17 protein-coding genes are annotated in these 20,063 nt (G+C 65.3%); 11 read left to right on the forward strand and 6 right to left on the reverse strand.

Annotated elements, in window-relative coordinates:
• Positions 1–8 precede the first annotated feature (8 nt).
• Genes SBP01_RS16795 through xylA form a run of 3 tightly spaced genes read right to left on the reverse strand, consistent with a single transcriptional unit; the run spans position 9 to position 4,805 of the window.
• Positions 9–1,949, reverse strand: coding sequence for an ATP-binding protein (locus tag SBP01_RS16795; RefSeq protein ID WP_320536585.1), 1,941 nt, complete (start codon positions 1,947–1,949; stop codon positions 9–11).
• Positions 1,946–3,607, reverse strand: coding sequence for a xylulokinase (locus tag SBP01_RS16800; protein ID WP_320536586.1), 1,662 nt, complete (start codon positions 3,605–3,607; stop codon positions 1,946–1,948). The genes SBP01_RS16795 and SBP01_RS16800 overlap by 4 nt, the downstream gene beginning before the upstream one ends.
• Before the next feature lie 7 nt (positions 3,608–3,614).
• Positions 3,615–4,805, reverse strand: coding sequence for a xylose isomerase (gene xylA, locus SBP01_RS16805; protein WP_320536587.1), 1,191 nt, complete (start codon positions 4,803–4,805; stop codon positions 3,615–3,617).
• Between the two features lie 225 nt (positions 4,806–5,030).
• On the opposite strand from xylA, the gene SBP01_RS16810 reads away from it, so the two are divergent.
• Both SBP01_RS16810 and SBP01_RS16815 read left to right on the forward strand, forming a co-directional pair.
• The gene (locus SBP01_RS16810) at positions 5,031–6,302 is read left to right on the forward strand and encodes a D-arabinono-1,4-lactone oxidase (RefSeq protein ID WP_320536588.1); all 1,272 of its coding nucleotides are present in this window, start codon (positions 5,031–5,033) and stop codon (positions 6,300–6,302) included.
• A gap of 3 nt (positions 6,303–6,305) precedes the next feature.
• Complete coding sequence (locus SBP01_RS16815; RefSeq protein ID WP_320536589.1) at positions 6,306–7,583, forward strand: ROK family protein; 1,278 nt, start codon at positions 6,306–6,308, stop codon at positions 7,581–7,583.
• Positions 7,584–7,595: 12 nt separating this feature from the next.
• Here SBP01_RS16815 and SBP01_RS16820 read toward each other — a convergent pair whose 3' ends face one another.
• Positions 7,596–8,507: an aldose-1-epimerase gene (locus SBP01_RS16820; protein ID WP_320536590.1), complete on the reverse strand. Its 912-nt coding sequence runs from the start codon at positions 8,505–8,507 to the stop codon at positions 7,596–7,598.
• Positions 8,508–8,541: 34 nt separating this feature from the next.
• Positions 8,542–9,588 (reverse strand): LacI family DNA-binding transcriptional regulator, encoded by a 1,047-nt coding sequence (locus SBP01_RS16825; RefSeq protein ID WP_320536591.1) that lies wholly within the window; start codon positions 9,586–9,588, stop codon positions 8,542–8,544.
• A gap of 297 nt (positions 9,589–9,885) precedes the next feature.
• Here SBP01_RS16825 and SBP01_RS16830 point away from each other — a divergent pair, with 297 nt between their 5' ends.
• The 9 genes from SBP01_RS16830 to SBP01_RS16870 all read left to right on the forward strand — a co-directional run bounded on the left by SBP01_RS16830 (position 9,886) and on the right by SBP01_RS16870 (position 19,547).
• On the forward strand, positions 9,886–11,205 hold the full coding sequence (locus SBP01_RS16830) for an extracellular solute-binding protein (RefSeq protein WP_320536592.1): 1,320 nt from the start codon (positions 9,886–9,888) through the stop codon (positions 11,203–11,205).
• 6 nt (positions 11,206–11,211) lie between these two features.
• Positions 11,212–12,114, forward strand: a complete 903-nt coding sequence (locus tag SBP01_RS16835) for a sugar ABC transporter permease (RefSeq protein WP_320536593.1) — start codon at positions 11,212–11,214, stop codon at positions 12,112–12,114.
• Positions 12,114–13,019: a carbohydrate ABC transporter permease gene (locus SBP01_RS16840; protein WP_320536594.1), complete on the forward strand. Its 906-nt coding sequence runs from the start codon at positions 12,114–12,116 to the stop codon at positions 13,017–13,019. Before SBP01_RS16835 ends, SBP01_RS16840 begins: the two co-directional genes overlap by 1 nt.
• Positions 13,020–13,032: 13 nt before the next feature.
• A complete protein-coding gene (locus SBP01_RS16845) occupies positions 13,033–14,226 on the forward strand; it encodes a Gfo/Idh/MocA family oxidoreductase (RefSeq protein ID WP_320536595.1) in 1,194 nt (397 codons plus the stop codon).
• A gap of 38 nt (positions 14,227–14,264) precedes the next feature.
• Positions 14,265–15,269 (forward strand): sugar phosphate isomerase/epimerase family protein, encoded by a 1,005-nt coding sequence (locus SBP01_RS16850; protein ID WP_320536596.1) that lies wholly within the window; start codon positions 14,265–14,267, stop codon positions 15,267–15,269.
• A gap of 50 nt (positions 15,270–15,319) precedes the next feature.
• Positions 15,320–16,018 carry a ThuA domain-containing protein gene (locus SBP01_RS16855; protein WP_320536597.1) on the forward strand — a complete coding sequence of 233 codons (699 nt, stop codon included), beginning with the start codon at positions 15,320–15,322 and terminating at the stop codon, positions 16,016–16,018.
• Entirely contained in the window at positions 16,003–17,130 is a 1,128-nt protein-coding gene (locus tag SBP01_RS16860) for a Gfo/Idh/MocA family oxidoreductase (protein WP_320536598.1), read from the forward strand. Before SBP01_RS16855 ends, SBP01_RS16860 begins: the two co-directional genes overlap by 16 nt.
• A gap of 123 nt (positions 17,131–17,253) precedes the next feature.
• Positions 17,254–19,128 (forward strand): Na+/H+ antiporter, encoded by a 1,875-nt coding sequence (locus SBP01_RS16865; protein WP_320536599.1) that lies wholly within the window; start codon positions 17,254–17,256, stop codon positions 19,126–19,128.
• A 95-nt stretch (positions 19,129–19,223) separates the two neighbouring features.
• A complete protein-coding gene (locus SBP01_RS16870; protein ID WP_320536600.1) occupies positions 19,224–19,547 on the forward strand; it encodes a hypothetical protein in 324 nt (107 codons plus the stop codon).
• Positions 19,548–19,550: 3 nt separating this feature from the next.
• Here SBP01_RS16870 and SBP01_RS16875 read toward each other — a convergent pair whose 3' ends face one another.
• Entirely contained in the window at positions 19,551–19,991 is a 441-nt protein-coding gene (locus SBP01_RS16875; RefSeq protein ID WP_320536601.1) for an acyl-CoA thioesterase, read from the reverse strand.
• Positions 19,992–20,063: the final 72 nt, after the last annotated feature.

Consider the following 20,063-nt stretch of genomic DNA (forward strand, 5'->3'; position numbering starts at 1 on the left):
GAAGGCCCTTACCCCAGGAACGTGCGGTGGATGTCGCTCCCGTAGCGCCGGATGAGGTCCCTCTTGGCTGCCTGGAAGGCCTCGAGGTCCCCGGCATGGCCGCGCTGTTCCACGCGGCGCCTGGCCAGCTCGTCGGAGATCACGTCCAGGAACAGCTCGGCCAGCAGCAGCCGGGCGGAATCCCGGAATCGGCCGCGGCCGTCGACGTAGAGCTGGACTGTGGGCGCGGCGGTGTTGATGATGACCTTGCGCTCCCCCGCGCTGTAAACGGCACGGTCGGCGCTGTTGTGCAGATTACGGAAGTCATAGCCGGTGAAGAGGTCGACGCCGTGGTCCCGGCTCGCGCGGTGGACCTCGCGGTGCGCCGGAGCCGGGGTTGCCTCAGCGGTGGCGATGGCGTGGTGCGGCGGCTGGTCGGCGCTGCGGCGGGAGGCGTGCTCGGCGATGACGATTTCGCAGAGCGCCCAGTAGTCGCCTGCCCGGACGGTGATCTCGCCCCTGTCGCCCGGCTGTCCCCCGCTCACGGTCCACTCGAGCCGCCGCGTCTCCGCCAGCGCATTGATCGTGACCGGGGCAGGCGCGGGTTCAATCCGCAGCGAGCCAGGTAGGCCCATTTCGAAGGTGAGCGTCCCGCCGTCGGGCAACTGACCCGGGTCCAGCAGCAGCGCAATGTGGAACGGGTGCCCCGGCGGGCGGTAGTAGAAGGGCGTGGTGAACCGCAGGGCCGCGGGTAGGTCCTCGGCCGCCGTCGTGCCGTCCCTGTTCAGGAGCGCCGGCGCCGTTTCCAGCCCGAGGTCGACGACGGCCGCCTCGCTCATGTGCTGCAACAGATGTTCGATCATCTCGGCTGTTCGCCCGGACGTGCTGGCGCGTTCCAGGTGTTTCAGCTTCTCCTTCTCTGCCTGCACGGGACCGGCGATCATCCGGCCGACGGCCCGGGAGAATGCTGCCACGAAGGGGTCCTTGAGATTCAGGCCCTCCCGCTCGTCGCTGATGATCGCCTTGCCGCGGCCCAGCATTTCGGTCAGTGCCGCACAGCGGACAGTGCCGAAGAGGTATTCCGTGCCGACCTGGTTCTCGTACTCGAACAGCTGGCAGTCGAGCACGGCCATCCCGGATTCGACCACCAGGCCGGCGGTGCGCTCATCACCCCTGAGCGTCAGCTCCACGCCCTGCGCCCGTTTGAGCGTGACCGTGAACGGATACTCCTCGCCGTCAACGGTGAAGCTGCCGGGCTGATCGGGGCCGACCAGCACGGTGGCCGGCGGCTCCTGGAAGAGGATGCTTTCGCTGCCGTAATCCTCGGCGCCGGGGCGTCGGTGCACCAGCTCCACGTCGCGCCGGGCCTGCACATCCCGAAGGTAGATGTTGTCCGAGAGCGATTGCAGCAAAGTGGCGTGCTGGGTGATGGTGACATGCGGATTGTCTACGACGATCGTCACCCGGGTGCCCTGACTATCGTCGGCGATCCCGAGCCGGGCGTAGTCCGCGGGGAACGCGCGGCGGTCCGCGCCATCGTCGTCGTAAAGGTAGCCGCCGTTCTCGCCGCGGAAGACGTCGATGCGGGTGAACCGGCCGTTGAGGATGGTTTCGATCCAGCCGTGCCCCAGGCCGAAGATGGCCTGCTTAAGTCCGCGGCCGAAGTACCCGCGGCCGACGCCCTCGCCGCGGGAGAGCGGGCTATGCGCGCCGCCGTAGCTGAGGATGCGCCCGGCCTGTTCGAACGACATGCCCTCCGCCTGGTCGCTGACCGTCAGGACTGCCCCGGCAAGGTGGCGCTCGTAGCCGACGCGGATCCGGCCGGTCACTTGAGCACCGGCCTTTTCCAGCCGGGAGTAGCTGTCGTCGCTGTTGGTGATCAGCTCCACCAGCGCTTTTTCCACCGAGGCGAAGCGCCGTGAATCGATCCCGATCACGCGCTGGTCCACCTGGATTTCGGCAACGGTCATGGTGACTCCCTCGCTCCCTTAGCCCCATAGTGGCGGGTCCGCACAGGGGCGTCAATGACCGAAAGTCCCGGCGCGCGGACCTTGCCGGCGTCGCCCGAGCCTGAACCTCCGTCGCCGGCTTGAATTCGGCCGCTCACGCGCTGGTAGTTCACGCCGATGATTGGCCGGAAGTCCGGCCGTGGCGTGCTTGTCGTCGCCATAGGCCACTGGGGCCGCTTACCGGTGAGGGTCCAGGCCGCCTGCACGGCCGCCCCCCGCGCGACGTACTCGCCGGGGCTCGGGATTACCACAGGAAGGTCAAAGACCTGCGCCGCAATTTTCTGCACAGCAGGGTTCTGCACCGCACCCCCGATCAGCAGCAGCCGGCGTGCCGGCACCCCCAGTTCACGCAGCGCGCTCATCCCCCCGGACAGTCCGCACAGCATGCCTTCGACAGCTGCCCGGGCGACGTTGTGGCGGGTGGTGGAAGCGATGCTGAGGCCGTGCAGGCCGGCCTTCGCCTCCGGCAGGTTGGGCGTACGCTCACCCTCGAAATACGGCACGAGCACCACTCCCCCGGCGCCTGGCTCCGCTTCCAACGCCAGCTCGGCCAGACCGTCGAAATCGACGGCCAGCAGGCCGGCCATGGAGCTGAGGACCCTCGCCGCGTTCAGCGTCACCGCAATGGGAAGGTAACCTCCGGTCGCGTCGGCGAAGCCCGCAACGGTGCCGGTGGCGTCCGCGCAGGGCTCGGCTGTGACCGCAAAGACCGTGCCGCTGGTTCCCACCGAGACCACAATATCCCCGGGCCGGATGTCCAGGCCGAGTGCAGCTCCCGCATTGTCGCCGGCTCCGGGTCCCACGGCGATTCCGCCGCTGGCAGGGCCGGCGATCGGGCCCGCCCCGGACGGTTCCTCGCCTTGTGCCGTGAAGCACGCAGGATGGACCTGCCCCGCAGTATCACCGGGGCCAAGGACACGCGGCAGGACAACGATGCCGCCGGGCCCCTCAGGGCTCCCGTCTCCACGCGCTTCCCGGGCTTCACGGGCTTCCCGGCCGAAAGCCAGCTTGAACAGTTCCAGGTCATAGGCCCCGGATTCGGGGCTCCAATAGCCTGTGCCGCTGGCATCGGACCGGTCTGTGGTCAGCTGCTCAAGATCGGGGCCCAAGGGACTGGACGCCGCAGGGCCAAAGCCGCGCAGACGCCACGTCAGCCAATCATGCGGCAGCGCGACGGCGGCAACCTGCGCCGCGATCTCCGGCTCGTGGTCCCTGACCCACCTGACCTTGGTGGCGGTAAAGGAAGCCACAGGCACCAGGCCTGTCCGCAGGGCGTATTCCTTCGCGCCTACCTCGGCGATGAGCTGGGCCGCGGCCCCGGCAGACCTGGTGTCGTTCCACAAAAGCGCCGGGCGCAGCACAACGCCGTCCCGGTCCAGCAGCACCATTCCGTGCTGCTGGCCCGCGATGGAGACGGCACTCACGTCGCCCAGCCCGCCGGCGTCGTCAATGGCCTCCGCCAAAGCCCGCCACCAGTGATCCGGATGGACATCCGTGCCGTCAGGGTGCCCGGCCCGCCCCTCGCGGACGGTGGCGCCCGTTTCGGCATCGGCAATGAGGACCTTGCAGCTTTGGGTTGAGGAATCCACCCCCGCAACGAGGTTCACGGGAACATCCATCACGGTATTAGCGGGCCCCGAGCAGGTGCTCGATAAAGAGCTGCTGAAGCTTCACAAAACCGAAGCCTTTCCCGCCAAAGTACGCATCGGCGTCGAACTCTTCGTACGCGGACTTGTCCGCGAGCAGCTGCTCGTAGCCTTCGCCCGGGTTCAGGGTGGGCTGGTTGATCTCGGAAACCCTGGACGCCTCCAGGGCCGCCTGCACGTCCGGGTCTGCCCGGAAGGCCTTGGCCCGCTCCTTCAGCAACAGGTACGTCTGCATGTTTGCCGCGGCGGAGTCCCACACGCCGTTGATGTCTTCGGTGCGGCTGGGCTTGTAGTCGAAGTGGCGCGGGCCGTCGTAAGCCCGGCCGCCGTCGGGGCCGCCGTTTTCCAGGAGGTCCACGAGCGAGAAGGCGTTCTGCAGGTCGCCGTGGCCGAAGACCAGGTCCTGGTCGAATTTGATGCTGCGCTGGCCGTTGAGGTCGATGTGGAACAGCTTGCCCTGATACAGGGCCTGGGCAATGCCGTGGGTAAAGTTCAACCCCGCCATCTGCTCATGGCCGGTTTCCGGGTTGATGCCTACCAGTTCGGGACGTTCCAGCGTCTCGATGAACGCCAGGGCGTGGCCCAGGGTGGGAAGGAGGATGTCGCCGCGGGGTTCGTTCGGCTTCGGCTCAATGGCGAAGCGGATGTTGTATCCCTTGTCAGTGACATAGTCGCCGAGCAGGTTCACGGCCTCGCGGTAGCGCTCGAGCGCACCGCGGATGTCCTTGGCGGCGTCGTACTCGCTGCCTTCACGGCCGCCCCACATCACAAACGTCTCCGCACCCAGCTCGGCCGCCAGGTCAACGTTCTCCAGGACCTTGCGCAGTGCGAAGCGGCGCACGCCGCGGTCGTTGCTGGTAAAACCTCCGTCCTTGAAGACGGGATGGCTGAACAGGTTGGTGGTGACCATCGGAACAACCATTCCGGTGGCTTTGAGGGCACCGGTCAGACGGTCGATCTCCCGCTGGCGCTCGCCGGCCGAGCACCCGAACGGGAAAAGGTCGTTGTCGTGGAAGGTCAGGCCGTAGGCGCCGAGGTCGCTGAGCCGGTTGACGGCCTCGACCGTGTCCAGCGGCGGCCGGGTGGCTGACCCGAACTGGTCCTGGGCCTCCCAGCCAACGGTCCAGAGACCGAAGGAGAATTTGTCTTCACGCGTGGGCTGAATCGTCATGGAAATGCTCCGATGGTTAGGGGCTGGTCCCCGAGGGATTAGCGCGGCGGGGTATGGCGAAACGAATATGTTTCGATAACAAACATATTCGTTCTCTCTGTGATGTCAAGCACTTATTTCTAGCTGCTGTGAGAGCTGCGCGTGGCCTTCCCAGGCCCGCGCTGTTATGTTTGGCTTCACACCAAATGACCCCGTCACGGCAGAAACCAATGGATGAGAGCCCCGATGCAGCAGTTAGCGACCGAACGTAACTGGGCCGGCAACCACACTTACCGCGCCCCCGCGATTGCCCATCCGGCCAGCCTCCAGGAGCTGCAGGAGCTGGTCCGGAGTGAAAAACGCGTCCGGGCGCTGGGATCGCGCCATTCGTTTAACGACATCGCGGACACCACAGGACCGTTGGTGGTCCTCGACCGGGTGGCCCAAGGCATGACCGTGGACCCACTGAACATGACGGTGACCGTCGATGCGGGGACGCGGTACGGGACCCTGGCAGCTGAACTTCACCGGCGCGGTTTCGCGCTGCATAATCTGGCTTCCCTTCCCCATATCTCGGTCGCCGGGGCGGTTGCGACGGCGACGCACGGCTCGGGCGATGCCAACGGCAACCTGGCCACTGCCGTCGCAGGTCTGGAGATGGTCACCGCTGACGGCAGCATCTTGTCGGCGCGCGAAGGGGACGACCATTTCGAGGGCATGGTGGTGGGGCTGGGAGCGCTTGGCATCGTCACCCGCCTCACCCTAAAGATTGAACCCACGTTCGAGGTCAGCCAAACCGTCCACGAACGCCTCCCCTGGGATCAGGTCCTGGAGAACTTTGATGCCGTGACGGCTTCCGCGTACAGCGTGAGCCTGTTTACCGACTGGAGCGGAACCACGGTGGAGCAGGCCTGGCTCAAAAGCCGCACCCGCGATCTGCAGCCTGCCGGACACTCACCTGAATATTTTGGGGCAGTCCCCGCGACCCAGGCACGGCATCCACTTCCCGGCGTATCCGGCAGCAACTGCACGCAGCAGCTCGGAGTTCCGGGGCCCTGGTCTGACCGGCTGGCCCACTTCCGGATGGAATTCACCCCAAGCAGGGGGGACGAACTGCAAAGTGAATACCTGATCCCGCGCGAGTACGCCACGGACGCCATCCGAACCATGAGGAAGCTCTCCAACGTGGTAACTCCGCTGCTGCTCGTTGGTGAGATCCGCACGGTCGCGGCAGACGAGCTGTGGCTGAGCCCGAACTACGGCCGGGACGGAATCGGACTGCACTTCACGTGGCGACAGGACCAGCCCGCCGTCCAGGCCGTGCTGCCCCTGCTCGAAGCGGAACTCGCCCCCTTCTCAGGCCGGCCCCACTGGGGGAAGCTCTTTGGCACCGAGGCCGAAGCCATCAGGCCGCTGTACCCGCGCATGGCTGACTTCATCGCTTTGGCGGACGGCATGGATCCCACCGGCAAGTTCCGCAACGACTTCCTCAACCGCACTGTGTTCGGAAACGATTAACCGATGATGACACCCAAAAGCCGCTCCTCCCCCGCATCCACGCTTTCCACCGCTTCTGCGCAGCCGCTGCCGTACGGCGAGCCGGACCCTTCGAGGCGGAACAACCTGGCCTTGATCACATCCTTCGTCCACCACCACGGCTTCCTCAGCCGGGCGCAGCTGACGAGAATGACAGGCCTCAACCGCTCAACAGTGGGAACACTGATCGGCCAACTGGGCGCCGTAGGGCTCGTCTACGAGACGCCGCCCTCCGGCGGCGCCCACGTGGGCAGGCCCAGCCCGGACGTGCACCCGAGCCCCTCCACAGCTGCCCTTGCCGTTAACCCCGAGATCGACGCCGTGACCATCGGCCTGGTGAGCCTGGGCGGGAAGGTCCAAAAGAAGATCCGCTTCGCCACGGACCGGATTCCGACAGCCAGAGAGGCCGTTAACATCGCCGCGGCCGTGATCGAGGGCATGCGCACCGAGCTCGAGACGTCCTACCGGATCACCGGGATTGGCATGGCCGTGCCCGGGCTGGTCAACGGTGCTGACGGCGTCGTCCGGCACGCCCCGCACCTGGGCTGGCGCGATGAGCCTGTCGCCAGCATGCTCAGCCAGGCAACCGGCTACGCCTGCCAGGCCGCCAACGACGCCTCCATGGCGGCGGAGGCGGAGCTGATCTTCGGCGCAGGAGACCGGGCCGGCCGCGAGAACCTTATCTACCTCAACGGGGGCGCCAGCGGCATCGGCGGCGGCGTGATCTGCAACGGCCTGTTGCTGCGAGGCACCTCAGGTTTCGCGGGAGAGCTCGGCCACTCCTTTGTCCGGACCGACGGTGGCACCTGCCATTGCGGCGCCACCGGATGCCTTGAAACTGAAGTCGCACAGTCCCGGCTCTTCGACCTCGCAGGACTGTCCGGCGGAGACGCAGCCCAACTGGAAGAGGCACTCACAAAGAACAGCACCGCCGAAGTGGCGGAGGAAGTGGCGCGGCAGCTGAACTACCTCGGGATAGCCCTGCGCAACGCCGTCAACATTTTCAATCCCGAAGCGATCGTGCTCGATGGGTTCCTAGGCGTCCTGCACTCCCTCTCCCCCGGAACTCTGGAAAACCAACTGCTGTCCCAGGCCCTGGACGGGCCAGCCAGCCAAGTACGTATCTACCGGGCAGAACTGGGCACAGACCTGATGATGCTCGGGGCAGCCGAGTTGGCCTTTACGCAGTTTCTGGCCAACCCCCTCAGCATCGGCGCCCTACCTGTTCCCGCTACTCACACCCACGCGCCAAGCCGGCGCTAACCCTCCACAGCGCTAACCCTCCACTGCGTGGATCCGGAAGCCGAGGGGTCGGGACTGGCCAGGTTCGAGGACAACCAAGTCCTGGCCGGAGTTGAAGGCGTCAGGCGGGCAGGTCATGGGTTCAACAGCCAGCCCCTTGCGCCCGCGCAGCTCTCCGGAGTAGAGCTGCACCCAGGGCGCCTCGGTTCCGCCAGCTTCCAGCACTGCCGCCAGCTTCACGGCGGGGTTGCGCAGGGTGACGGCCCAGTTGCTCTCGGGGAGGGCGGTGAAGGCGTGGTCGAGCGACTGGGAAGCCAGTACCCGGGGTTCGGAGAAATCGAAGTCCGTGTCCGGGGTTTCGAGGAGGCCAGCCGGCCGGAGCTTTTCATCCGTCAGGAGCACTTTGCCGGCCTTGAAGCTCAGTTCGCAGTTGGAAACATCCTCGCCGTTCACGGTGAGATAGGGGTGGGAGCCGCAGCCGTAGGGCGCGGGTCCCGTCCCGCAGTTGGTCGCACCGAGTTGGACGTGCAGGCCCGTTCGCGCGTCCAGCGAGTAGCGCGCCGAGAGCGCCAGCTGAAACGGATAGCCTGGTTCTCCGTGGAGCAGGTGCGTGAGTACCAGGTCAGCGTCCGAGCGCTGTTCCACATTCCATTCAACCCAGAGGGCAAGCCCGTGGAGCGCACTTCCGGGGGATGCCTCGTTGACGGGGAGTTCAAAGCGTTGGCCGGTGAAGGTGTAGCCGCCGCCGGTCACCCGGTTCGGCCAGGGCATGAGGACCTTTCCAGCGTAGGCCGGTGGCAGTTCGTCCGCGGGGAAGGGCAGGACGAGGTCCTTGCCCTGAAAGGACAGGCTCACCAGGCCTGCGCCGGCGGTGGCGACCGTGGCTTTGTAGTCCCCCGACTCGAGGGCGATCAGCTTTCCGTTGGGCGTAACGATGGGTGACATGGCGCTCCTTTCAAGACACTGGTTCTCGCCGGCGTTATTGAGCTACGGAAGGGGCTGCTGTGGAGTCACGGACGACAACGTGCGTGGCCAGCTCGACGCGGTAGGCGTCAAGGACCTCCCCGCGCGCCTGGCGGAGCAGCGACCGCAACGCTGCGCGCCCCATCTCTTCCAGCGGCTGGGCCACGGACGTTATCGCCGGGATGGACTGCTCCCCCTGGATAGTTCCGTCGAACCCAATAAGGCTGAGGTCATCGGGGATCCTCACTCCGTGACGGCCTGCTTCAGCGAGCACCCCCAGAGCGATGCTGTCGCTTGCGGCAAAGATGGCAGTGGGGCACTGATCAAGCCTCAGCAGCGCCTTAAGGCCCGCGACTCCGCTTTCCCGGCGGAACCTGCCGCCGGAAATGATGTATTGGGGATCCACTTGCAGGCCTTGTGCCGTCAAAGCGGCCATGTAGCCGTGGAGCCGTGCCTGGTTGCATTCGGCCTTCTCTATGCCGCCGATGTAGGCAATGCGCCGGTGACCCAAGCCCAGCAGGTGTTCTGTGGCGGCTTTGCCGCCAGCCCAGTTCGTTGCTCCCACGCTGACCACGTCGGACGGCGGCGGATTGAGCGGGTCGATCACGACGACGGGAATGTGGCGGCGGCGGAACGCATTCAGCTGCACCTCGCTGAAAGCCGAGGTCACCACAATCATTCCTGCCCTGCCCTCGTCCATGATCCGCTGGGCCCGACGCTCCGGGCTGTGCCCCCTGGAGGCAGGCGGTCCGGTGACGCTCACCAAAGTTTCGACATCGTCAGCGGCAGCCAGCTGCAGTATCCCGTTGAGGACCTCGACGGTGTAGGCGGAGTCGAGCACGTCGATGACCACTTCCACCACCGTGCTGGCCTTGGCCGCGGAGCGTCGCTGCAAAGGCGACTGATACCCCGCCTGTTCCAGGGCGGCCAGAACGCGCGCCCGGGTTTGCGGCGCCACATCTTCCCGCCCGTTGACCACCTTGGAGACTGTCGGCGCAGAAACGCCTGCCTGGAGGGCGACGGCAGCAAGGGTGGTCTTTTCGGGCCGGGCGTTTGTAGCCAAGGGATGGCTCCGTTCTTTCGAAATATTTCGTAGGCAATATCTTGCCGCTCATCGGACCGCTGGTCAACCAGACTTCAAAAAATCTAAAACACACAAAGGCAATCCGGTGCTTGACTGTGATGTCGGTCACCGCTAGATTTGCCTCACCGGTCGCAAGTTTTCGAAATATTTCGAAAGGAAGGCAGTGCGACCCCCGACCAAAGTGACGTGGACAATCCGCCTCGAAGCCGAGATGCAAAGTCCACATCACACGTTACCGGGACCCAGCGTTGAGCCCGGATGATGAACGGAAGCGAAATGAAAATTCGAAAGTTGCGCTCGGCAGCCCTGGCAATTTCCGCCGCAGGAATGGCAATCAGCCTGGCAGCCTGCGGTTCTGCAGGTCCTGCCGGCTCAAACGTGAGCAGTGACTCGGCCGCCATGTGGGGCCTCACCGGCGGCAACCAGCCGGTCCTGCAGAAGTCCGTGGATGACTGGAACCAGGCGAATCCGGACAAATCCATCAAGCTCGACTTCTTCGCCAACGACGCATACAAGACCAAGGTCCGGACCGCAGTCGGCGCCGGTCAAGGCCCCACGTTCATCTATGGCTGGGGCGGCGGAGTCCTCAAGTCATATGTCGATGCCGGCCAGGTGGACGACCTTTCCAGCTTCCTGAAGGACAATCCGAAGGTCAAAGACCGTTACCTGCCCGCAGTGCTGAAGAACGGCGAGGTGGACGGCAAGACCTACGCCCTGCCGAACAACAACGTCCAGCCGGTGGTCCTCTACTTCAACAAGGAAGTATTCGACAAGGTGGGCGCTCAGGCCCCGAAGACCTGGGACGAGCTGATGGCCCTGGTACCGAAATTCAAGGAAGCCGGAATCGCCCCGTTCTCGCTCGGTGGACAGTCCAAGTGGCCGGACCTGATGTGGCTCGAGTACCTCGTTGAGCGCATTGGCGGCCCTGAGGTCTTCGCAAACATTGCCGCCAACAAGCCGGGGGCATGGTCCGATCCTGCCGTGATTCAGTCCCTGACCAAGATCCAGGAGCTGGTGGACGCCGGCGGGTTCGTCAACGGTTTCTCCTCCATTGCTGCCGACAGCAACGCCGACCAGGCCATGATGTACACCGGCAAGGCAGCCATGATTCTGCAGGGCGGCTGGATCTATCAGGGAATGAAGAAGGATGCCGCGGACTTCGTCAAGAGCGGCAAGCTGGGCTTCACCACTTTCCCGACTGTTGCCGGCGGCAAGGGCGACCCGGCTAACGTCGTGGGCAACCCCTCCAACTTCTGGTCCATCTCGGCCAAGGCCACGGACGCCCAGAAGAAGGCGGCCCTGGATTACGTCAAGGACGGCATGTTCACCGACGCCAACACCGACGCTCTGATCAGTTCGGGTGCCGTGCCAGTGGTTCAGGGCATCGAAAGCAAGCTCGACGCCTCCCCAGATAAGGACTTCCTGAACTTCGTCTACGGAATGGCCAAGAACGCTCCCAGCTTCACGCTCTCCTGGGACCAGGCCCTCAGCCCGGCTCAAGGAGACGCCATGCTGTCGAACCTGGACCAGATTTTCCTGAAGAAGATCAGCCCGGAGCAGTTCGCCAGCACCATGAACGCCACGATCGGAAAGTAAGAGACCATGACGGCTCTTGGTTCTTCTAACCGAGGGGTCCGCGATGCGGGCCCCTCGGGGTGGCTCGCGGCCCCGGCATTGATCTTCTTCCTCGCATTTGCAGTTGTCCCGCTCATCGGCGTCGTCTTCCTCAGTTTCACGAGTTGGAACGGACTGGGCGAGATCAAGCTGGAAGGTTTGGCCAGCTGGACGACGGTCCTGACGGATCCGGTAACAGGCAACGCGCTGGTGGTGACAGCCAAGATCATGTTCTTCTCGTTCATTGTCCAGGCACCCATCAGTCTGCTCCTGGGCGTCTTCACGGCGGGCGGACAAAAATACCGCGCGGCCCTCGCCGTCCTGTATTTCCTGCCGCTGCTGCTCTCATCTGCCGCAGTCGCCATAGCCTTCAAGGCCCTGCTCGACCCCAACTTCGGCTTGGGCCCCGGGTTCAACCTGCCCATCCTGGCCCAGGACTGGCTCGGGAATTCCGACTTGGTCCTGTTCGTGGTGGTCTTCGTGATCGCGTGGCAGTTTGTCCCGTTCCACACCCTGATCTACCAAGGCGGCGTTCGCCAGATCCCCACCTCGCTCTATGAGGCAGCCGAAATCGACGGCGCGGGACGTCTCCGTCAGTTCTGGAACATCACGCTGCCGCAGTTGAAGTACACCGTCATCACGTCCTCCACCCTGATGGTGGTGGGCAGCCTGGCCTATTTCGACCTCATCTTCGTGCTCACCGGCGGCGGACCCGGATACAGCACCCGGCTGCTTCCGCTGCACATGTACCTGACGGGTTTCAAAGCTAATGACATGGGGGCCGCGAGCGCCCTTGGCGTCATCCTCGTCGTCATCGGCCTGGGCATGGCGCTCCTGCTGCAGCGTCTCGGCGGCAAGAACCGCAACGCGAGCCAATTGGAAGGTGCCTGATGGCGTCCACGACACAACTGCCTATCCCTCCCGCCGAGACGGCGGGCACCATCCCCACCAAGCCGGTAACCCGCACCAAGGGTCCCGGACGGCAGCGCCCCAACTTTCTCGGCGGGCTGGGCGGCTGGCTCTGGCTCGCAGTCATCATCATCCCGATCTACTACGTGGTGATTACCAGCTTCAAGAACCAGGCGGGGTTCTTTACGTCCAACCCGATGCTTCCGGCGGCGGAGCCAACGCTGGACAACTACAAGCTGGTGCTGGAGAACGACTTCATCCGGTACTTCACCAACAGCCTCATCGTCACCCTCGGCACGGTCCTTCCCGCCCTTCTGGTGTCCTTCATGGCCGCCTACGCGATCGTCCGGGGCAGGAGCCGGTTCCTCAGCCTGACGAACAACCTGTTCCTCCTTGGCCTCGCCATTCCGCTGCACGCCACCATCATTCCCATCTACTGGATGATCACCAAAGCGCACATGTATGACACCTTGCTGGCGCTGATCCTGCCGTCGGTGGCGTTTGCCATCCCGGTCAGTGTCCTCATCCTGTCCAATTTCATGCGGGATGTCCCCAATGAACTGTTCGAGTCCATGCGGCTGGACGGCTGCTCGGACTGGAGCATGATGTGGCGTCTTGCCCTGCCCATGACTAAGCCGGCAGTCATCACCGTGGGCATCTACAACGCCCTGCACGTCTGGAACGGCTTCCTCTTCCCGCTGATCCTGACCCAAAGTCCCTCAACCAGGGTCCTCCCGCTCTCGCTCTGGACGTTCCAGGGAGAATTCAGCGTCAACATCCCCGCGGTCCTTGCGTCCGTGGTCCTGGCGACACTGCCGCTCTTGGTGGTTTACGTCGTGGCCCGCCGCCAATTACTCAGCGGCCTGACCGCCGGTTTCAGCAAGTAAGAAAGGACTGACCATGACAAAACCCCAGCCCCTGCGGGTCGGCATGGTGGGCTATGCCTTCATGGGAGCCGCCCACTCCCACGCCTGGCGCACGGCCCCACGCTTCTTTGACCTGCCTCTCCAGCCCCGGCTCACCGCGGTCGCCGGACGAAATGCCGACGGCGTGCGCGCCGCCGCGGACAAGCTCGGCTGGGAATCGGTCGAGACAGACTGGCGGCGCCTGATCGAGCGCGACGACATCGACCTGATCGACATCTGCACCCCCGGCAACACCCACGCGGAAATTGCGATTGCCGCCCTCGAAGCCGGCAAGCACGTGCTGTGCGAAAAGCCGCTGGCAAATTCGGTCGAGGAGGCGGAACGGATGACCCTCGTGGCGGAGACAGCAGCCAAGCAGGGAATCCTCTCCATGTGCGGCTTCAGCTACCGCCGCACGCCCGCCCTTGCGCTGGCCAAACGACTGGTGGAACAGGGCAAGCTCGGCGAGATCCGGCATGTCCGGGCCCAGTATCTGCAGGACTGGCTTTCGGATGAGAATGCCCCCATGACCTGGCGACTGGACAAGAGCAAGTCCGGGTCAGGCTCCCTGGGTGACATCGGGGCGCACAGCATCGATGCTGCCCAGTGGGTATCCGGCCTCAGCATCTCCGGCGTTTCGGCTTTGCTGGAGACTTTCGTTCCGGAGCGTCCGCTCGCCGGCGACCTGGTGGGCCTGGGCGGCCACGGCGACCTTAGCAGTGACGCACCCCGCGGAAGCGTCACCGTCGACGACGCGGCGATCTTCAGTGCAAGGTTCGACGGCGGCGCCGGTTCAACGGGTGCCGTAGGAGTCTTTGAAGCCACCCGCTACGCGCTGGGCAGGAAAAATGCCATGCGTCTTGAAATCAACGGGACCAGGGGTTCCCTGGCGTTCGACTTCGAGGAAATGAACGTCCTGTCCTTCTACGATGCCGCGGAATCCCCCAACGCCGGCTTCCGGCGGATCTTCGTCACCGAGCCCGAGCACCCGTATGTCGGCAACTGGTGGCCAACCGGCCATGGCCTGGGCTACGAGCACGGTTTCACCCACCAGGTGGTGGACCTCGTCACCGCGATCGGTGAAGGCCGCCAGCCGGAACCCTCTTTTGCGGAGGCCCTGCAGGTCCAGCGGGTCCTCGCCGCGGTGGAGTCCAGCGCTGCCAACTCCAGCCAGTGGCAAAAGGTCTGAGCAGCGCCGCCCAAAGCCAGTACAACCAAGGAAACCTGATGACACGACCAATCACGCTTTTTACCGGCCAGTGGGCTGACCTGCCGTTCGAGGAGGTGGCCCGGCTAGCTGGCGACTGGGGCTTCGACGGGCTCGAAATTGCCTGCTGGGGTGACCACCTGGACCCCCGCCGCGCTGCGGAGGACGACGACTACCTTCAGGGCCGGCTGGACATCCTGGCGAAGAACAACCTTCAGGTGTTCGCGATCGCCAACCACCTCACAGGCCAGGCCGTGTGCGATGACCCCATTGATGAACGTCACCGGGGCATCCTGTCTACCGAGATCTGGGGTGACGGCGAAGCCGAAGGTGTGCGGCGGCGCGCCGCGGAGTCCATGAAGGACACCGCACGGGCAGCGGCCCGGCTGGGGGTCAAGACCGTGACAGGGTTCACCGGCTCCTCCATCTGGAAGGCCGTTGCCATGTTTCCGCCCGCCTCGGAGGCAACGATCGACGCCGGTTATCAGGATTTCGCCGACCGCTGGAACCCGATCCTGGACGTTTTCGACGAGGTGGGCGTCCGCTTCGCCCTTGAAGTCCACCCGTCCGAAATCGCCTACGACTACTGGACGGCGAAGCGGACCCTGGAAGCCATCGGGCACCGCAAGAGCTTCGGGCTGAACTTCGACCCCTCCCACTTCATCTGGCAGGACCTGGACCCGGTGATGTTCCTGCAGGACTTCGCAGAACACATCCTCCACGTCCACGTCAAGGAATCCGTGCGCCAGCTGGACGGCCGCAACGGCCGCCTCGGTTCCCATCTGGCCTGGGCGGATCCCCGCCGCGGCTGGGACTTCGTCACCGCAGGCCACGGGGACGTGCAGTGGAACCGGATCTTCCGGACCCTGAACGCCATCGGCTATGAGGGCCCCACCAGCATCGAATGGGAGGACGCCGGCATGGACCGCCTGATCGGCGCCCCGCAGGCGCTGGCCATGGTGCAGGAGCTGGCCCGGATCGCCCCGCCCGCCGCCGCCTTCGACGCGGCCTTCGCCAGCCGGTAACCACTTTTCCGGCCCTGCCCGGGCCGATAGCCAACCAAAGGAACCCACAAATGACCGAACGCAAGAATGCCCTGGTAGTCCGGGGCGGCTGGGACGGACACCAGCCGTATGAGGCCACCGAGCTCTTTATCCCCTACCTCAAAGACAACGGCTATGACGTGCGCGTCGAGGAATCCCCCAAGGTTTACGCCGACGCCGAATACATGGCAGGCGTGGACCTGATCATGCAGTGCATGACCATGACCACCATCGAAAAGGACGAGTTCGCCGGGCTGCGCGCCGCCGTCGAAAACGGGACGGGCCTGGCCGGCTGGCACGGCGGGATCGCCGATTCCTACCGGAACAACTCGGACTACCTACACCTGATCGGCGGCCAGTTCGCCTGCCACCCCGGCAAGCACCCGGACGAGTGCATCGGCGAGCAGTCGGATAACTACGTGCCCTATACCGTCAACATGCTCCCTGCGGCGGCGGAGCACCCCATCACCCAGGGCATCAACGACTTCGACTTGGTCACCGAGCAGTACTGGGTCCTCTCGGACGACTACATCGACGTCCTCGCCACCACCACCCAGAAAGTCCGCGAGTGGGACCCGTGGAACCGCGAAGTCACGTCCCCGGCCATCTGGACCCGGCAATGGGGCACAGGCAGGATCTTCGTCTCCACCCCCGGCCACCGCGTCGAAATCCTCCAGGACGCCAACGTCCGCACCATCATCGAAAGGGGCCTGCTGTGGGCAAGCCGTTAAGAGTAGGAATCGTCGGCTGCGGCGCCATCATCGCCCAGTACCTCACCAACTTCCGCAAGCTTAGGGACATCGAACTGGTGGCCGTAGCGGACCTTGATCCGGCCCGTGCCCAGGCGGTCGCGGACGACTACGAGGGCGTGCGCGCCACTTCCGTCGACGAGCTCCTGGCGGCGGACGACGTCGAGCTGGTCCTGAACCTGACCATCCCCGCCGCGCACGCCGCCGTGGCGCTGAAGGCGATCGCCGCAGGCAAAAGCGTCTACGGCGAGAAGCCGCTTGCTGCCACAACTGCGGAGGCCCGGCAGGTCCTGGACGCAGCCCACGAGGCAGGCGTCGTCGTCGGCTGCGCCCCGGACACCGTTCTGGGCACCGGCATCCAGACCGCGCGCAAAGCGATCGACGACGGACTGATCGGCGCACCCATCTCCGCATCCGCCACGATGGTGACGCCCGGGCACGAACGCTGGCACCCGAACCCGGACTTCTACTACCAGCCCGGCGGCGGTCCCCTCCTGGACATGGGCCCCTACTACGTGACCGCCCTCGTGACGCTGCTGGGCCCCGTCGTTTCCGTGATGGGTGCCGCCAGCCACACGCGCAACGTCCGGACCATCGGCTCCGGGCCCCGGCAGGGCGAAACCGTACCTGTGGACATCGACTCCCACGTGACCGGCGTCCTGGTCCACACGTCCGGCGCGCTGTCCACTCTTTTCATGAGCTTCGACGCGGTGAAGTCGAAGTCGCCGAACATCGAGATTCACGGCTCCACGGGATCCCTGGTGGTGCCGGACCCCAACCACTTTGATGGGGAGGTCCAGCTGTTTTCCCTCGGCGCGGACGGCTGGGAGACTCTGCCGGTCAGCGCCGGGTACGTCGACTCGGGCCGTGGCTTCGGCATTGCCGACCTCGCCTCCACCGCGCAGGGCGAAGAGCCCCGCGCCGGAGGCGCCCTGGCCTACCACGCCCTTGAAGTCATGGAATCAGTGCTTGAATCAGCCCATAGCGGCCGTGCCGTACCGATCCAAAGCACAGTTGAACGGCCGAAGAGCGTCGAGCTGACTGTCCTGGCCGACGACATTAACATGCTCGAGGCCCAGGAGGCCGCCTCCTAGTGCGCCGCGAACCGCCCGATCACCGCGAACAGGTCGACAGGCGCGGCATGGACGGAGGACGACGGCAAGGAGGTCCCGCCGTCGTCCGGTTTCCAAAAGCCGCGGGCCTGAGACAATGGCCCAATGGAAATCGCACTGGGACTTCTGGTTCTCGTCGCGGTGGTCTGCGCGGGCAGCGCCCTGGGCCGGAAACTCAACATTTCGGTTCCGCTGCTGCTGGTGCTGGCCGGCGTTGCCGGTTCTTTCCTCCCCTTCGTCCCGCACATTGAACTGAACCCGGAAGTGGTCCTGGTGGGCCTGTTGCCGCCGCTGCTGTACGCCGCTGCGCTGCGGACTTCCCTCTTCGATTTCCGCTCCAACCGCCGCGCCATAGCCCTGCTCTCGGTGGGCTACGTCATTTTCGGGACCATCACGGTGGGCCTGGTGGTGTGGTGGCTGTTCCCGGAGATCCCACTGGCCGCCGCGATCGCCCTCGGGGCGGTGGTGGCGCCGCCGGACGCCGTGGCGGCAACGGCCATCGCCCGGAAGGTGCGGATGCCGCGCCGGATCGTCACCATCCTGGAGGGCGAGTCCCTGGTGAACGATGCCACGGCCCTGATCTGCCTCCGCGCAGCCATCGCCGCCGTCTCGGGCTCGGTTTCCGTCGCCGGGATCGCCGGGGACTTCGTGCTCGCTGCCGGGGGCGGGGTGGTGGTGGGCCTGGCCGCCGCGTATGTCCTGACCGAACTCCGCAAGCGGATCCGGAACGTCGCCATCAACACCTCAACCTCACTGGTAGCGCCGCTCGTTGCGTACCTCCCCGCGGAGGCGATCCACGCGTCCGGAGTCCTCGCCGTCGTCGTTACCGGGCTGGTGATGGGCACCAAGGCGCCGTCCATGCCCAACGGCGCTGCCCGGCTCAGCCAGCGCAGCAACTGGAACACGGTGCAGTTCCTGCTGGAAAATTCCGTGTTTCTCCTGATCGGGCTGCAGGTGCGGTCCATCATCGAGGGCGTCCAGGACGATTCCCTCGGTGCCGGCCGGATCTGGGCCGGTTGCGCCATTATCCTGCTGGCGGTGCTGGTGCTCCGCCCGGTGTGGGTGTTCCCGGCGACGTACCTGCCCCGGCTGATACCGGCCGTGCGGAGGAACGATCCGGCCCCGCAGTGGCAGTTCCCGGCGATTGTCTCCTGGGCCGGGATGCGAGGGGTGGTCACCCTGGCCGCGGTCCTGGTCCTGCCCGCCGATCTGGAGCACCGTTCCGTGCTGATTCTCGCTGCCCTGGTGGTGGTGGGCGGCACGCTCACCCTCCAGGGATTCACGCTTCCGGCCCTGGTCAGGGTCCTGCGCATCCCGGGCCCGGACCAGCGCGAGGACGCACTGAACCAGGCCGCGCTCATGCAGCAGGCCACTGCAGCCGGCGTGGCCCGGCTGCAGGAACTGCGCGCGGATGACGATCCGCCCGAGGTGGTGGCCATGCTGAAACGGCGCACCCAGGAGCGCGGGCTGGCCGCCTGGGAGCGGTTGGGCCGGCCGTCCGCGGAGACGGCGACGCCCAGCGAGCGCTACGCCCGGCTGCGGCTTGCCATGCTGGAAGCGGAACGCGCCAAGGTGCTGGAGTTGCGGCGCGGCGGGGAGTACGCGCAGGAGGTTCTCAGCGAAGTCCTGGAGCGTTTGGACGTGGAGGAATCCATGCTGGACGTCTCGTTGGACGAGGTGGACACCACCGGCGAAGGCGGCGGAGAAGGAATCGCCAGGCCGGGCGGGGTGTGCAGTCACCTTGAATCCGCCCGCTCCCCCGAGGTGCCCCTCGATGCGTACTGCGCGGACTGCCTCCGGGAGGGTACGACGTCGGTGCACCTGAGGATGTGCCTGCGCTGCGGCAAAGTGGGGTGCTGCGATTCCTCGCCCGGCACCCATGCTTCCAAGCACTTTGTCGCCACCGGGCACCCTGTCATGCGGAGCATCGAACCGGGTGAGGACTGGCGCTGGTGCTACGAGGATGACCTGCTGGGATGAGGGGAAATCGGCAGATTTAACAAAGGGTGGGACGTGGTGGAGCAGCAGGCCTAAGCTGATACCAGCACATCTCTGCCAGCGCCGGGGAGGTCATCATGGACGCTGAAACTGCCGACGTGATCGGTCACGATGTCACCACCATCACCTGCGTGTGCGGGAACACCGTGAGCAAGGACGGGCTGATCCAGGCCAACTCAGAAGGCATCCCCGTTCACAGTGACGAGGACACCCCGGTGCCGCCGGAGCTGGCGGAATGGCCTGCGGACCAGGACCTCTACACCCTGTGCCCCGCGTGTGGAAGGGTGTACCGTGACGCGGTCATCGAAGAGACCGGGACCGCGCCCGTCGCCTTCCGGGTCGACGTCGCCACCGGTCCCATTGCCGACGCAATCAGGGTGCACTGGAACCTTAGCAGCTGACGCCTACCCTGCGAACCGCGAGAGGTAGGCCCTTTCCTCTGCGGTGAGCTTCCGCGGGTGGTTCGATTCAGGGTCCAGCGGGACCACCACCGTGGTGCCGGTGAAGACGGTGGTGCCTTGCCGATTCCCTGTATGCCGGACGGTGAAGGACCCGTTGCCCACCCTGGAGATGTCGAGCACCAGCGTGAGCTCATCCCCGTAGTTGACAGGCATCTTGTACTCAACGTTCAACGACGCCACCACTTTGGGGCATCGAAACGAGTCCAGCCCGTCAGCGGCTGCCTTTATGTTGAGCCACTGCACGCGGGCCTCCTCCATCAGGGTGACGATGCGGGCGTTGTTGATATGGCCGTTGATGTCCTGATCAGACCATCGGAGCGGCATGACCATTTCGAAGCGCTCAGTCGCACGGCCGCCCTGGTTCTTTATGTCCGTTCCGGTCATACGGTGGCCGTTCCTCTCGACGTCTGCTGCGTTCGCTCGTACCACCTTCCCAGCGCGGGCCGGAATTCTCCA

Source organism: Pseudarthrobacter sp. IC2-21 (assembly GCF_034048115.1).
Classification (GTDB): Bacteria; Actinomycetota; Actinomycetes; order Actinomycetales; family Micrococcaceae; genus Arthrobacter; species Arthrobacter naphthalenicus.

Coding starts and splice junctions, on each gene's coding strand:
- SBP01_RS16795 (WP_320536585.1), bottom strand. CDS start 1,949: ATGACCGTTGCCGAAATCCAGGTGGACCAGCGCGTGATCGGGATCGAT.
- SBP01_RS16800 (WP_320536586.1), bottom strand. CDS start 3,607: ATGGATGTTCCCGTGAACCTCGTTGCGGGGGTGGATTCCTCAACCCAA.
- xylA (WP_320536587.1), bottom strand. CDS start 4,805: ATGACGATTCAGCCCACGCGTGAAGACAAATTCTCCTTCGGTCTCTGG.
- SBP01_RS16810 (WP_320536588.1), top strand. CDS start 5,031: ATGCAGCAGTTAGCGACCGAACGTAACTGGGCCGGCAACCACACTTAC.
- SBP01_RS16815 (WP_320536589.1), top strand. CDS start 6,306: ATGATGACACCCAAAAGCCGCTCCTCCCCCGCATCCACGCTTTCCACC.
- SBP01_RS16820 (WP_320536590.1), bottom strand. CDS start 8,507: ATGTCACCCATCGTTACGCCCAACGGAAAGCTGATCGCCCTCGAGTCG.
- SBP01_RS16830 (WP_320536592.1), top strand. CDS start 9,886: ATGAAAATTCGAAAGTTGCGCTCGGCAGCCCTGGCAATTTCCGCCGCA.
- SBP01_RS16835 (WP_320536593.1), top strand. CDS start 11,212: ATGACGGCTCTTGGTTCTTCTAACCGAGGGGTCCGCGATGCGGGCCCC.
- SBP01_RS16840 (WP_320536594.1), top strand. CDS start 12,114: ATGGCGTCCACGACACAACTGCCTATCCCTCCCGCCGAGACGGCGGGC.
- SBP01_RS16845 (WP_320536595.1), top strand. CDS start 13,033: ATGACAAAACCCCAGCCCCTGCGGGTCGGCATGGTGGGCTATGCCTTC.
- SBP01_RS16850 (WP_320536596.1), top strand. CDS start 14,265: ATGACACGACCAATCACGCTTTTTACCGGCCAGTGGGCTGACCTGCCG.
- SBP01_RS16855 (WP_320536597.1), top strand. CDS start 15,320: ATGACCGAACGCAAGAATGCCCTGGTAGTCCGGGGCGGCTGGGACGGA.
- SBP01_RS16865 (WP_320536599.1), top strand. CDS start 17,254: ATGGAAATCGCACTGGGACTTCTGGTTCTCGTCGCGGTGGTCTGCGCG.
- SBP01_RS16870 (WP_320536600.1), top strand. CDS start 19,224: ATGGACGCTGAAACTGCCGACGTGATCGGTCACGATGTCACCACCATC.
- SBP01_RS16875 (WP_320536601.1), bottom strand. CDS start 19,991: ATGACCGGAACGGACATAAAGAACCAGGGCGGCCGTGCGACTGAGCGC.